This is a genomic window from Gardnerella vaginalis ATCC 14018 = JCM 11026 (assembly GCF_001042655.1).
Taxonomy (GTDB): domain Bacteria; phylum Actinomycetota; class Actinomycetes; order Actinomycetales; family Bifidobacteriaceae; genus Bifidobacterium; species Bifidobacterium vaginale.
This window is the reverse complement of record NZ_AP012332.1, coordinates 78,893-93,002: the sequence shown is the minus strand read 5'-3', so window position 1 is coordinate 93,002 and position 14,110 is coordinate 78,893. Positions and strand designations below refer to the sequence as shown.

At 42.6% G+C, this 14,110-nt stretch carries 11 protein-coding genes; all 11 read right to left on the bottom strand.

Annotated features, from left to right (window positions below; genetic code table 11):
* Nucleotides 1–99: 99 nt before the first annotated feature.
* The 11 genes from GAVG_RS00375 to GAVG_RS00325 all read right to left on the bottom strand — a co-directional run bounded on the left by GAVG_RS00375 (nucleotide 100) and on the right by GAVG_RS00325 (nucleotide 14,109).
* Nucleotides 100–1,068, bottom strand: a complete 969-nt coding sequence (locus tag GAVG_RS00375; protein ID WP_009994499.1) for a ketopantoate reductase family protein — start codon at nucleotides 1,066–1,068, stop codon at nucleotides 100–102.
* Between the two features lie 257 nt (nucleotides 1,069–1,325).
* Entirely contained in the window at nucleotides 1,326–2,390 is a 1,065-nt protein-coding gene (locus GAVG_RS00370) for a ribokinase (protein ID WP_009994500.1), read from the bottom strand.
* A gap of 68 nt (nucleotides 2,391–2,458) precedes the next feature.
* Entirely contained in the window at nucleotides 2,459–2,854 is a 396-nt protein-coding gene (rbsD, locus tag GAVG_RS00365) for a D-ribose pyranase (RefSeq protein ID WP_004116568.1), read from the bottom strand.
* Between the two features lie 389 nt (nucleotides 2,855–3,243).
* Entirely contained in the window at nucleotides 3,244–4,182 is a 939-nt protein-coding gene (locus GAVG_RS00360) for a D-ribose ABC transporter substrate-binding protein (RefSeq protein ID WP_004116565.1), read from the bottom strand.
* Between the two features lie 298 nt (nucleotides 4,183–4,480).
* A complete protein-coding gene (locus GAVG_RS00355) occupies nucleotides 4,481–5,482 on the bottom strand; it encodes an ABC transporter permease (protein ID WP_004113889.1) in 1,002 nt (333 codons plus the stop codon).
* Between the two features lie 172 nt (nucleotides 5,483–5,654).
* Nucleotides 5,655–7,148, bottom strand: coding sequence for a sugar ABC transporter ATP-binding protein (locus GAVG_RS00350; protein WP_004137724.1), 1,494 nt, complete (start codon nucleotides 7,146–7,148; stop codon nucleotides 5,655–5,657).
* 262 nt (nucleotides 7,149–7,410) lie between these two features.
* Nucleotides 7,411–8,421, bottom strand: a complete 1,011-nt coding sequence (locus GAVG_RS00345) for a LacI family DNA-binding transcriptional regulator (RefSeq protein WP_004113891.1) — start codon at nucleotides 8,419–8,421, stop codon at nucleotides 7,411–7,413.
* A gap of 485 nt (nucleotides 8,422–8,906) precedes the next feature.
* A complete protein-coding gene (locus tag GAVG_RS00340; RefSeq protein ID WP_042711297.1) occupies nucleotides 8,907–9,338 on the bottom strand; it encodes a nucleoside deaminase in 432 nt (143 codons plus the stop codon).
* 29 nt (nucleotides 9,339–9,367) lie between these two features.
* On the bottom strand, nucleotides 9,368–10,189 hold the full coding sequence (locus GAVG_RS00335; RefSeq protein WP_013399390.1) for a phospholipase/carboxylesterase: 822 nt from the start codon (nucleotides 10,187–10,189) through the stop codon (nucleotides 9,368–9,370).
* Between the two features lie 290 nt (nucleotides 10,190–10,479).
* Nucleotides 10,480–11,061, bottom strand: coding sequence for a dCTP deaminase (dcd, locus tag GAVG_RS00330; RefSeq protein ID WP_004113895.1), 582 nt, complete (start codon nucleotides 11,059–11,061; stop codon nucleotides 10,480–10,482).
* Nucleotides 11,062–11,151: 90 nt separating this feature from the next.
* Complete coding sequence (locus GAVG_RS00325) at nucleotides 11,152–14,109, bottom strand: cation-translocating P-type ATPase (RefSeq protein ID WP_004116556.1); 2,958 nt, start codon at nucleotides 14,107–14,109, stop codon at nucleotides 11,152–11,154.
* Nucleotide 14,110 lies beyond the last annotated feature (1 nt).

Here is a 14,110-nt window from a genome sequence, read left to right as displayed (position 1 = left end):
TTAGATGTTACGCGCGGATAATAAAAAGCGGCCCGTAGTAAAAACCACGAGCCGCGTCTCCTTCTCATTCATTGTACGAATTGTAGAATGCTCTCCAAATCACTGCTGATTATGCAATTTAAATGCAAGCTCCGCCAAATGAACTCCGTGCGTTAAGAACTCGTGAGTGCGGCACACGTAATCATTTTCGCGACCAAGCTTCGCAATATAGCCATTGATATAATCAACCTCTGTTTTTCGTCCACGACTCATATCTTGATACATAGAAGGATAGTGCAAAGGATTTGCCACTCGGCTCACGTAATCAATAGCCTCCAACTCCTGCTGACGCGTATTAACCATACGAATTCCTGCACGATCGCACACATCGTACGCCTCGTCAATAAGTTGGCGAGCCATATCCATAGCCCCTGGGTACGAAATAAACTGACCCATTTGAATCTGATACATTGTGCACAAAGTGTTAACTACGGAATTAAAAACTACCTTCGCCATGCAAGTACCCTTGAAATCTTCCGTAATAGTAGGATTCAAGCCAGCAGCCTTAAAATCATCTCGCATAGCAAGCTCAACATCGCTCACTTGCTCGTTCAACGCACACATATTCATTGTGCCAACGCCAACTTTACCAATAAAATCAACATCGCCCGGGCCATTCAGCACGGTTGCAATCATTGCAGTACCGCCGTAAATGCAATCGTCCGAGAAATATTGCTGAAGCTTCTCAAAATGGCCCCAACCGTTCATTGCAGCGAACACAACCTGATGATCCTTAAACAAATGCTTGCAACGCTCCAACATCTCCGCAAGCTGCATTTGCTTCATAAACACAATCCACACATCTGGATCGCCGTCATAATCTTCTGGAGTATACATATTGATTGGCACAAGATGGCGATTCTCGTGATCTCGGCTAACCATTACGCCGCCTTGCTGGCGAACCTTATTCACATTTTCATCCCAGGCATCAATGAAATCAACATGAATGCCAGCCGTTTCCTGCAACAAAACGCCATAGCGATACCCCATAGCTCCAGAACCGATCATTGCATATTTCATGCCACTCATAGTGACACCTCCTTTTAGGTAAAAATGTGCTTAGGCGAAATTCGTACATACATGGAAATTCGTCGAAGCGACTATGAATATAGTAAAAAGCAGTAAAGCTGATTGTAGTGACTAAAATCAGCCAACTGCTTTTTGGTTTTTATAGCATATTACACAGTTTTTTGAGAATGTCAAAATTTTGTATTATTTAAAATGCAATTACCAACTAATAATGCTCACAAATATGCGTATATCGCAATCACCTACAACTCAGTCACTTAAACATTAAAAAATTGACGAATTTGTTCAACTGTGCCATAAGAAGCTTGAGCGCCAAAACCAGTAGCTGCATACGCAGAAACATAAGACGCTAACGCGGCAGCTTCGTCTAAACGCATATCTACAGACAAACAAGCTAATATTGTGCCCATAAAAGCATCACCGCAGCCAGTTGTATCAACAGCTTTAACGTTCTGAGGGGAAATCATGCATACGCAATCCTCTTTTGAATAATCCAACACTACAGAGCCTTTAGAGCCAAGAGTAACTACAGCTTCATCAAAGCCAAAATCATGCATAGCGTGAGCTACATGATTCCAATCAAAAGAATACCAATCGCCATCATCTGGCTCTTCAATATTCAAAAGTTGCGCCATCTCATGCTCGTTAACAAGCAAAATATCCGCAGAATCAATCAAATCTTTAGGCAACTTGTTTAAAAATGGCGAATCGTTAAGAAGCACTTTTACGCCATTTTCATGCGCTAGTTGTGCGCACATAGTTACAGTTTCTAAAGGACTTTCTAAACAAAGACCAAGAACTTTTGCGCTAGTAAGAGCGGATTTTACTAACGGCGATTGAATATACTCACAATCTACTAAAGAATTAGATCCTGGAGCATACACAATAGTATTTTCCCCACTATGCGCATCTACAGTAATCACAGTTGCGCCACTCTTTTTATTTTCTACGCGACGAACACAAGTTGTATCAACTCCGGAAGATTGCAAAGAATTTAGGAGAAAATCAGCATTGGAATCATTGCCAACTGCACCAAACATTTTAACGTGTGCACCGAGTTTTGCAGCCGATACAGCTTGATTACCAGATTTTCCACCTGGCAACACGCGAATCTCGTTTCCATTAATGGTTTCTCCTGGGTTAGGAAGACGATCTGCCACAATAGTATAATCCGCATTCATAGAGCCGACTATTGCAATAGCGTTTGAATCCGCTTTATGTGATTCTTGCATATTCTCTTGCGTAACTTTTAAATCGTTTAAGCGGAGCGACGCAATATTTTCTAATCCACTTAACGAATCAAGCTTACTATAACAATGCATTTTTCTCCTAAATCAGCAACTAATCTTTAATATTAAAAATTTATAAAAGAACACCACAATTTAGAAATTTAGAAAGGAACGCCACAGCGCAATAAAACGTTGGAATATGGCGTAGTTTCGCCTGTACGAATCACAAATTTTGCTTGTGAAACTAAAGCTTTAAAACCTTCATCGCCATCGTGTGGAACGTATGTTAGCGGCACGCCTAAGGATTCTTTTACCCACTCTTCTGGCTTTTTATTGCATGCTTCTTTAGCCATTATGCCTGATTCAAGTACCAAATCAGCTTTGATTGCATTCAGCACATCGCTAAATCGTGGAATTCCAAACACTAAAGCTAAATCTATTACTTCTACGCCTTGTGGAACTGGTAATCCGCAATCAGAAATAACAAATTGATCCTTATGCCTAAGCTTTGCCAGAGCAGCCGCTAATTGCGAGTTCAAGATGCCATGAGTTAACATTTTTCTCCTTATGATATTAAATTTTTACTTTGCGTTAGTGACTATCAACAGTGATAATCGCATAATAGCAAATGCTCATCAAGCTTAAATGCTTGCTGTAATGATTGTTATAAGACTAAATATCTACTTATTTGTATTTACTTATTTTAAATATTTACTTTTTATATATTTACAAATAATGCATCCAAAATAATGTGATATTAAAAACAACAAATAGTGCGGCGTTGAAAACGATGACAACATACACGTTGCATATGCAATAAAATCGTATTAATTGTTACGCTTAGCATACAAGTCAACGATTTCAACGCCATATAAATGTTGTACTACTTTTTGTACACTTTTCACACTATTTGGTTTACTACTTTTTTGTACTACTTGATTTACTATTACTCGAAATCGGCTACATTCTTTGCTGTAACTGTTTTCACAGTAATTGGCTCAGTCTTTGGAACAGTTTGCTTCTTAATGGCTTTTACAGCTGCAGCAACGGCAGAACGCCCAAGCTCCTTTGGTTGCTGAGCAATAGTGCCAGCCATTGTTCCAGCCTTAATGGCCTTCATGCCATCGGCAGTACCATCGAAGCCAACTACTTTAACATCTTTACCAGCTTTAGCACCTAATGATTGGATTGCACCTAATGCCATCTCGTCATTCTCGGCGTAAATGCCAGCTGCGTTCGGATGAGATTGCAACAAGTTGGTTGCAACGTTCAACGCCTCAGCACGATCAAAGTTAGCAGTCTGCTCCGCAACAACCTTAATATTTGGATACTTCTTAATGCGATCTTTAAAACCTTTGCCACGATCTCGCGTAGAAGCAGCACCTGGGATGCCTTGCAAAATTAGAACTTCGCCCTTTTCTCCCATGCTCTTAGCGAGCGCATCGGCAGCTTGAGCACCTCCTGCCACGTTATCGGAGGCAATGTGAGAAGTAACTTTTTCGCCAGTTACGGAACGATCCACAGAAATCACAGGCATACCAGAGCTAAGAAGTGGCGCAACGGCTGGGCCAGCAGCATCGGAATCCACAGGATTTATAATTACTGCTTTAGCACCTTGAGATTGCGCGTTTTGAGCCTGATCTTGCTGCTTAGAAGAATCGTTCTGAGCATCTGAAACCTGTAAATCAACTCCCAGCTTCTTGGCTTCCGCTTGCGCACCATCACGCAAATCCACAAAGAATGGATTATTTAGCGTAGACACTAACAGCGCAACCTTGTCGCTAGAGCTTGCATTTCCACACGCACTCATGCTGAAAACAAGAGCCGATGCTGCTGCAACAGCACAAGCGAGCTTCATACCACGGCGCATAACTAGATAATTCATCATATCTCCTTTGACTATTGCCTTATTAATCGCAAATCACAATATTTAAAACATTATTTGCATAAATAAGGCTGATGTTTTTGCCATTTATTTACCATATTGTTAAATTGTTTTCAGTTATAATTTAAATTATTTTTATTAGATTTTTGTTAGATTTCTTATTATATTTTTGCTGCATTTAGGCATTGATGCTTGCCACCATTAAGTCAATACCTTTATAAACACCCCCCTTCTAAGCAAGGAGATCAAGTTTCTACGGATTATTAATATGTCTATTAATTGCTTAGTATGCCTTATTTCAGTGAGTATCTTCCTTGCGTCGCAAAGTATCGAGGCTTACAGCAAACGCAATCACCAAGCCAATAACAACTTGCTGCCAGAAGGAAGAAACGTTCAAAATGTTCAAGCCATTACGAATAACAGCCAAAAGTATTGCGCCTACGAATGTGCCTGAAATCTTACCTTTGCCTCCAGAAAGCGATGCGCCACCAATAACCACAGACGCTATAGCATCCATCTCGTAACCGGTAGCTGCTTGAGGCTGAGCAGAATGCAAACGCCCTGCAATCACTAAACCAGCTACAGCAGCAAAAACGCCAGAAAGAATAAACACCATAATTTGAGTTTTATGAATGTTTATGCCAGAAAGACGAGATGCTTCCATATTTCCGCCAACAGCATACATTGAACGACCTGTAGTAGTGAAGTTCAAGATTATTGCGGAAATAACGCCCATAATAATCATCATCACTATTGGCATAGGGATTCCGCATATTGTTGCTCCGAAGAAATTCACCATGCCCGAAGTGGAAATAGGACGACCATCCGAAACAACCAGCGTAAGTCCACGAGCCACAGACATCATTGCCAACGTGGCAATAAACGACGGCAGCTTAAGAAAAGCATTAGCAACGCCAGAAATTAAGCCAAAAACTGCACCTGTAGCTACACCAATAATAATAGTCAATATTGGAGGTAAGCCCATAGAAGCGCCAGTGTAAGCAACAAGCATGCTAGAAATCGCAGCAACTGCACCAACCGACAAATCAATTCCAGCGGAAACGATTACGAAAGTTTGACCAAATGCCAAAATTGCTACCGTAGCAGCTTGAATGCCAACGTTGAGAATATTTACACTTGTTAAAAATGCAGGCGTAGCGCAAGAAAGCGCTGCACACAAAATAATCAAACCAATAAGTGCACCATTACGAGATGCAAACTTTTTTAACGTTGGCAAAAATCCTTTGTCGTCTGCACCATACCCTAAACGGTGAGATTTTTCGCTCTTTGTAGCACTCATAACAAATACTCCTTTAACGAGTTTCCAACAGTTCACAGCACCTATTTGCGCTTTTCAAACTGCAGAACGCAATTTTTACGTTTTACAAGTAATCTTTCAATTTTTAATTTTTCAATATGACTTCACGCCATGTTGTTTATTGTTGTTTATCGTTATTTATTGCTATTTATTCCTATTTATCTGATTCACTAAGATGCGTTACAGCAAGTTCCATAACCTTTTCCTGCGTAGCCTCGCTAGCAGCAAGTTCTCCACTGATCTTGCCGTTTGACATTACGAGAATACGATCAGACATTCCTAGAACTTCAGGTAAATCTGATGAAGCCATAAGTACTGCTCCACCGTTTTCAACGATATTGTTAATAAGCTCATAGATTTCAACGCGAGCGCCAACATCAACGCCACGAGTAGGCTCATCCAAAAGCAGCACTTTTACGTTTGCCATAGACCACTTGCCAAATACGATTTTCTGCTGATTTCCACCAGAAAGCGAACCAGCAAGCTGATCAATATTTGCCATGCGAATACGCAATTTCTCTGCAGTTTCTTCTTCATGCGCACGCTGACCTTTTAAATCTGCAAAACCAGCATGAGATGTAGGAATTAACGTAGAGATTCCAAGATTATCTGCAACAGATGCCTCCAAAATAAGACCTTGCACGCGACGATCTTCTGGCACTAATCCAAGACCTGCAGCAATGCTGCCAGCAATATTTGCTTTAGGAATCGCTTTTCCGTCTACTGAAACAGATCCCGAATCGTAAGTATCCGCTCCAAATATTGCACGAAGAACCTCAGTCCTACCAGCACCAACCAAGCCTGCAAGTCCAACGACTTCTCCAGCATGAACGCTAAAAGACACATCCTCAATAGCACCTTTTCGCGTTAATCCTTCTACTTTTAGCAGTTCCTTGCCTTGATGCCTATTCCCATGCGGGAACTGATTAGTTATATCGCGTCCAACCATTAACCTTACAAGTTCTTTTTCTGGAACATCTGCACTAACAGTGTCAACGTATTTTCCATCTCGAAGTACGGTTACTACATCTCCAACTCGCGCAATCTCGTCCAAATGGTGAGAAATAAATACCATTCCAACATTTTTAGATTTCAGATCTGCAATAATGCTGAATAATTGTTCACACTCACGCTTTGTAAGTGCTGCCGTTGGTTCGTCAAGAATAAGAATAGATGCATGTTGCATAAGCGCTTTAGCAATTTCTACCATTTGCTGACGAGCCACTCCAAGCTCTCCCATTGGCTTATCTACATCTTCTTCTAAGCCAATAACTTGCAATGCCTCTTTTGCTTTAGATCGCATAGTTGCGCGATCAACAAAACCAGCTTTGGTCGGTAGCATGCCAAGAAACAGATTTTCCATAATGGAAAGTTCAGGCACTAAATTTAACTCTTGGTGTATTACAGCAATACCTAATTTGCGCGCAGCATCTACATTAGGAATACGCACCGTTTTACCGTTAATCTCAATATGACCTTTATCTGGCTGATAAATGCCACTCATCATTTTAATAACAGTTGACTTGCCAGCACCATTTTCACCAAGTAGAACATGAACTTCACCTGGCTTTACTTTTACTGACACATTGTCAACTACAGTAGAATTACCGAATATTTTCGATACTCCTACTAATGACAGCTCCGTCATGTTTAGCCTCTTCCTTCGCTATAGCATCAATGCGCTCGCGAAATTACCATTGATTACGTCAAGTTATTGTTTGTTTAGTTACGTTTATATTGACTTGCGAATTGCGAATAAAACATTAAGTACAATGTGCAAAGTACAGAGTACGAACAATGTTCACTCAAACAATTAATACACGTACAACAAAGTTACAGTGCAATAATCAGTTGAAATACTGATAGATAAACCATTAAAGAATGACGATATTTTGCAGCTTTTTACGAATCTATGCTCGCCCTAGCGATTCGCGAGGGATATACACAGTTTCTACACGCTGCGATTTAACGTCACCATTATTCTCAAGCATATCTAAAAACAGTGCAGCACTTATGTGGCCAATACGTTGAACTTGCTGTGAAATCACAGAAATACGTGGAGTTGCTAGGCGAAACACTTCTACATCATCGAAAGAAATCAATGATATATCTTTGCCTATTACTAATCCTTCTTGAGCCATCACTTGCATTACTCGCAACGCATCTGGCGAATAGCCAATAATAAGAGCTTTCACTCCAACATTAATCATGCGATGCATTACGCTTGCACACGACGACTGGTCAAATCCTGTTGATTCTACGAATACATGCTCTTCGCCAAATATCTCTGAAGCCACGGTTCTAAATGCTTGCTCACGTTCTTGCAACGAGGGCGAAGCAATAATTGGGCCAGAAATATAGCCAACTGAGTGAAAACCATGTTGCAGAACATCTAACAGCGCATCACGAATGCCCTTTGTTGGGTCTGAATCAACTACTGGTACGTGTTCTAAGCCGCCAGCTTGCGGTTCTACGTGGCGATCCATAAACAACATAGGGAGTCGCTGCTCAATCAGCTTTCTCATAGCTTCAGTAACTTCACCTTGAGGAACTATAATCGCCCCATCAATACGTTGCGAAAGAATACTGGTTATAAATGAATCTTGACGAGATGCACTTTCAGATGATGTTCCTATAAATGCACAATAGCCTGCCTCAAACAATGAGTCTTGAACAGTGTAAGCGAGTTCGGCAAAATATGCGTTACGAATGTCTGGCACAAGCAGTCCTACTGTTTTTGTGCGTAACGATCGCATTGCTTGCGCGCGCGAATCTGGGATATAACCTAATTGAGCAACCGCACGCTCAACTTTTGCCTTGGTGTTTGCCGATATACGACCCGTGTTGTTTAATGCACGAGACACAGTTGACACTGATATTCCAGCATGTTGTGCAACATCGCGAATCGTAATATACGTCATAGCACCTCCCATCGGTAACACTATACAAAACTATACAAGTACAGCATTTAAGATTATTTACATTGCAATTTATATGCTCTGATTTTCTCTTGTATTCTATATTCTAAATTACGTTTTTTCATATACTCCTCTCTTTTGAGAGAATCACACTATGCATCTATGCATATGATGTTTTTACTAACCTCAATCTCACTAAGTAGCTTCATCAGCGCTGACCAAAGTCACCTATGAGATAACGTTTTCACACTCTTCTCGCTTCCGTAGCAAACCTTGTGCGGTAACGTTACCGCAACTATAACATTTAAAAAGCGCAATTGCAAGATAAAAATATTAAGAAATTTATATTATTAAAATAATTATTAGTAAAATAAAATAATTTAAAAATACGAGTAGATAAGATTAAATAAGACACAATAAAAGAAGACAAAACTAGACTATATTGAACAAGGCTAAACAAAGCTAGAAAAGACTTGAGTAAATCAAACCTACCTGCAATTCTTAAAAAAATCGCTTAGAATCTGAACACACTCCGATTCACAAACAGAACCAAAAACTTGCGGATGCGAGCCAACATGAGGATCTCGCAGAATATCCCAAACAGATCCACATGCGCCAAGTTTTGAATCCCATGCGCCAAAAACAACACGCTTTATATGTGTTTGTAAAATCGCACCAGCGCACATAGGACAAGGTTCTAAAGTAACAACAAGCGTGCAATCACTAAGATTCCAAGACTTTTTACTCTCTGCTGCTTGCTTAATCGCAAGAACTTCTGCGTGAGAAAGAGGGTCAGAGTCTCGCTCACGAAGATTAGAGCCGCGGCCAATAATCACACCAGAACCATCTACAACAACAGCGCCAACTGGAACCTCTCCACAATCGGAAGCAACTTGCGCAAGTCGCAATGCCTCTTGCATTAGCGGAACATATTCGCGCGCGCACAAAGTCACATTAACCCCGAAGAAATATTGTGCAAAGCAAACCAAGAGCGAATATCGCCAAGTTCTTCCATATGAACGGCATGGTCAAGTCCGCGGTAACGCTTCTCTTCCAACCACGTATGTTCCTCAAGCCAGGCTGCAGCCGCCGAAAACTCGTAAGGAGGAATAACAGCATCATCCAAACCATAACCAAAGAAAACAGGCGTATTAAGATTTGCAAGAACATCATCATTAAGAGAAATATCCTTGGCAATATTAGGAGCTACAAAGCCAGAAAGCGCAACGGCTGCACGATAACGTTCAGGGTTAAGCCTGAGAATATGAACAGCAAGCGCCGCACCCTGCGAAAAACCAAATGGCACAACAGCGCGATCTTCGGGAACGTTCGCTGCAACCCACTCGTCAATTGCAGCAGCTGCAGCATACATATCTCGATCTAAGTCATCTCCCTGAGGAACAGCATCATGGAACCAGCTGTAAGCGCCTTGATCTAATCGAAGCGGAGCACGCAAAGAAATCGCATCATTATAGGGGGCAACAACTCGCAGCAAATCAAGCAAATCATCCTCATTGGAACCCCACCCGTGCAGAAGCAAAAGAAGAGGTCTTGTAGCGTAAGCCGACGCTTCTCCGCGAGAATACTTAGCAGCGTTTACATGTAAATCTTCGCCGAATCTGCCTGGAACAACACTAGATTCGCGACCAGCATGTAGACCATTTGAAGCGCTTGCAGCAGAATCCTCACTGCCAAAATCGCCATTATTGTCGTTATTGTCAAACTCGCCGTTGTCGAACTCATCTGAGATCACACCGTTATGATTAGTCATATCTACAGCATACGGCACAGCTTTGGCATTTATAACCCTTGTAATCCGAACACTGCGCTAAACGCCTAAACGCTACATAAAAATTTAACCCCGACCGTTTAAGTCGGGGTTTAAATTAAAGGAAAAAATATGAATAAGCTTTCGTGAATTACTTTTTAAGTTTTTCACTAATATTATGAAAACACATAATCCTTAGTGCTGCTAGTACGTTAGCTGATAAGTTCCTGAAAGTTTACTACTTTTCCCCTGATTTTTCTTAAAAATCAAGACTAATCAAATCTTAATCAAGACTAATCTTCCAAATTTGCGCGATAGAAGTTCTCATAAGACCTAGACGGTGTTGGACCACGCTGACCTTGATAGTGAGATCCGTTAACAGAAGATCCGTAAGGATTTTCGCAAGGAGAACTCAGCTTGAAGAAGCACATTTGACCAATCTTCATACCTGGCCACAATTTAACCGGCAAAGTACTAACATTTGAAAGCTCCAAGGTGATATGACCTTCAAAACCTGGATCAATAAAGCCAGCCGTAGAATGAGTTAAAATTCCAAGACGACCAAGAGAGCTTTTACCTTCTAAGCGCGCCGCAATCGTAGAATCCAACTTCACATACTCCCAAGTGGAACCAAGAGCAAACTCGCCAGGATGCAAAATCCAAGGTTCATCAGGGGCAACCGCAAACTGCTCAGTCAACTCCCCCTGATTTTCTGCAGGATCCACGTAGGTGTAAGCGTGATTATTAAACAATCGGAAGAATCGGTCGAGCCGCACATCAATCGACGCAGGCTGTACCATTTCTGGGGTCCATGGGGTCAAATCAATATGACCCTCGTCATGAGCTTTGAGGATGTCGCGATCAGACAACAGCATAACGTCAAATCTCCTTGCGATAAAACTTCATAAAACAAACACTTAAATACACTAATATGCCAAGTGTAGCGCGTGCCGCGGTCGAAAATATTAGGCAGAAATTGCAACAGAAGATGCAGCTTTGCGCTTAGCAATAAATCGCAAAACGCACTTTCTTAACTCCGAAGCAATAAGCACAACCATTGAAAGCCCAAGGCACTCCACCCACTCCATAAAGTCGAGCGGAACTGTGCCAAACGGGCCATTAAGGAATGGTATATAAATTACAGCAAGCTGCAACACTACGGAAACTGCGATTGCACCCCAAAGCCAACGATTTGCGAACAAGCCAACAAACACGCTTTGCAAATGCGAGCGAGATGCAAGAGCATTAAGCATTTGAGCAAACACAAGAATAGTGAAGCCCATTGTGCGCGCGTGAGTCATTTGAGAAGCATGAGTTAAAACAGTTGTGGAGCGGTCTGTAAACAATCCGCCAGCCAAATGCATGTCCATGCCAATCAGCGTTATAGCTGCCATAATCACACCAATAAACACAATGTCTCCCCACATTGGCTTATCAATAACGCTATCCGTAAGCCTTCGCGGACGCCTATTCATAACATCATCCGTTTGCGGATCAACACCCATTGCGAGCGCAGGAGCAGCGTCCGTAAGCAAATTAATCCACAAAAGCTGCGTTGCAAGAAGAGGTAAAGTCACGCCAACAGAGTTTGGCTGCGTAATTCCCAAAGCGCCAGCAAACACTACGCCACCAAAAACAGTGAACACTTCGCCAACATTGGAACTAAGCAAATATCTCAAGAATTTACGAATATTGTCGAAAATTCCGCGACCTTCGCGCACTGCTGCAACGATTGTAGAGAAGTTATCGTCTGCCAAAATCATCTTGGCAGATTCTTTAGTGACTTCCGTACCCGTAATGCCCATTGCAACGCCAATATCTGCCGACTTTACGGCAGGAGCATCGTTTACGCCGTCGCCAGTCATAGCAACAATATTGCCTTGCCTTTGTAGCGAGGAAACAATAGCAAGCTTGTGTTCTGGAGCTACTCGCGCATACACGCTCACTTTGCTAATCGCATCGTCGAAAGCAATATTGTCGTCATCCCTAGAAAGCAACTCGTCAAGCTCATCGCCTGTAAGCGCATGCTCATCTTTTCCAATAATGCCAAGGTCGCGAGCTATTCGAGCAGCGGTAAGCGGATGATCGCCAGTAATCATAACAGTTCGGATTCCAGCACGATGCGCTTGAGCAACGCTATCTCGAACTTCGATTCTAGGAGGATCAATAATCGCGACCATGCCGTTCCAAATCAAATCAGACTCCAAAACATCACTTTGTTCAGCAACATCTGCGATTTGGCCGGCAGCGTTAGAAACCATGCCGTCAACTTTAGCTAAACTATCTACGCCAAGCGGTCTATACGCCATTGCAAGCGTGCGATACGCTTCGCCAGAGAGCTTTTCCACATTTGCAAGAATCTCTTCGCGATCGCCATCTGTAAGCGGACGAACAGCGCCAGCCACTGCGATTCGCGTGCAATAAGAAAGCAAAACATCTGGAGCACCTTTTGCACAAACAATAAGATTTCCAGAATCCGAATCGTCTTTAACAACAACAGACATGCGTTTGCGCTCAGAAGTAAATGGCACTTCCGCAACACGACTAAGATGCGCGTAACGCTTGTCCGCCTTGGTTTTGCGCGCCGCAACAATAAGAGAAACCTCAGTAGGGTCGCCAACTGGCTGCCATGCGTCAGACGATTCATTATGGTGCAAATCGCCATCGTTTGCTAAATACCCAGATCCGAGCGCGCCAATCACCTCTGTTGCTAGAGCTGGAGGAACCGCCAAATCAGCATCTAAAGAATCAAGCAAAACCATTCGTCCCTCTGGCTTATATCCGCTACCTGTAAGCTGCACCTGGCCACTAGGCGTTATAACACGCTCAACAGTCATCTCGTTTCGAGTTAAAGTACCCGTTTTGTCGGAGCAAATAACAGATGCGGAGCCAAGCGTTTCTACAGACGAAAGCTTTTTTACAACAGCATGATGCTTTACCATGCGCTGCACGCCAAGCGCAAGAACTACTGTCAAAATCGCCGCTAAGCCTTCTGGAACAGCAGCAACAGCAAGAGATACCGAAAGAAGCAAAGAATCTATAACATCTTCAATAGTGCGGAATCCTTCAAGCGCCCACATAGACGCAAGCACAACGGCTGCAATAATACACACTGCGATTCCAAGAACCTTAGATACGCGAACCATCTCCTTCTCGAGAGGAGTGGCTTCTTCTTGCGCGCTAGAAAGCATATCCGCGATTTTTCCAACCTGAGTTTTCATGCCAGTAGAAGTGACTATTGCGCGACCAGTGCCTTGCGTTACGGCAGTGCCATTAAACACCATGTTTGTGCGGTCTGCCAAAGATTTTGGCGAAGCTAGAGTTTCTGGGCGCTTGCTAACAGCAACAGATTCTCCCGTAAGGCTTGCTTCCGCAACGCGCAAAGAAGCGGCTGCAATAAGCCTTGCATCCGCAGAAACGGCATCACCTTCGCCAAGAACCAAAATATCTCCAGGCACAACATCCGCCGTATCTATGCGCATAACTCGCCCATCTCTAAGAACGGACGTTTGCGGAGCGCTCATTTTTGCCAACGCCTCAACCGCTTCTTGCGCGCGCGACTCTTGAATATAGCCCAAAACTGCGTTTGCTATAAGAATCACGATTATAACTATTGAGTCAAACGGCAAAACTTCGCCGCCACTTTCACCACCATGTTGTGCGCGCTCAACAAACCATGCGATTGCGGAAATAATAGTAGCCGCTATAAGCAAGTAAACAAGCGGATCTTTAAACTGTTCGAGGAACCTCTTCCACGCTGGTGTTTTAGGAGCGCTAGCTAAAACGTTCGAGCCAAATTGCGCGAGCCTTTTAGCCGCCTCATCACTACTTAAACCAGTAGAAACGTTTACATTAAGCGAATTTGCAACATTTTGCACGTCTTGCAATGACGGATCTTTGGATTGATCGCTTTGATCAACCATA

Excerpts from the sequence above, each read along its gene's own strand:
- GAVG_RS00360 (WP_004116565.1), bottom strand. The coding sequence starts at position 4,182 with ATGAATTATCTAGTTATGCGCCGTGGTATGAAGCTCGCTTGTGCTGTT.
- GAVG_RS00350 (WP_004137724.1), bottom strand. The coding sequence starts at position 7,148 with ATGACGGAGCTGTCATTAGTAGGAGTATCGAAAATATTCGGTAATTCT.
- GAVG_RS00370 (WP_009994500.1), bottom strand. The coding sequence starts at position 2,390 with ATGCATTGTTATAGTAAGCTTGATTCGTTAAGTGGATTAGAAAATATT.
- GAVG_RS00375 (WP_009994499.1), bottom strand. The coding sequence starts at position 1,068 with ATGAGTGGCATGAAATATGCAATGATCGGTTCTGGAGCTATGGGGTAT.
- dcd (WP_004113895.1), bottom strand. The coding sequence starts at position 11,061 with ATGCTGTTGTCTGATCGCGACATCCTCAAAGCTCATGACGAGGGTCAT.
- rbsD (WP_004116568.1), bottom strand. The coding sequence starts at position 2,854 with ATGTTAACTCATGGCATCTTGAACTCGCAATTAGCGGCTGCTCTGGCA.
- GAVG_RS00335 (WP_013399390.1), bottom strand. The coding sequence starts at position 10,189 with ATGACTAATCATAACGGTGTGATCTCAGATGAGTTCGACAACGGCGAG.
- GAVG_RS00355 (WP_004113889.1), bottom strand. The coding sequence starts at position 5,482 with ATGAGTGCTACAAAGAGCGAAAAATCTCACCGTTTAGGGTATGGTGCA.
- GAVG_RS00340 (WP_042711297.1), bottom strand. The coding sequence starts at position 9,338 with ATGCAAGAGGCATTGCGACTTGCGCAAGTTGCTTCCGATTGTGGAGAG.
- GAVG_RS00325 (WP_004116556.1), bottom strand. The coding sequence starts at position 14,109 with ATGGTTGATCAAAGCGATCAATCCAAAGATCCGTCATTGCAAGACGTG.
- GAVG_RS00345 (WP_004113891.1), bottom strand. The coding sequence starts at position 8,421 with ATGACGTATATTACGATTCGCGATGTTGCACAACATGCTGGAATATCA.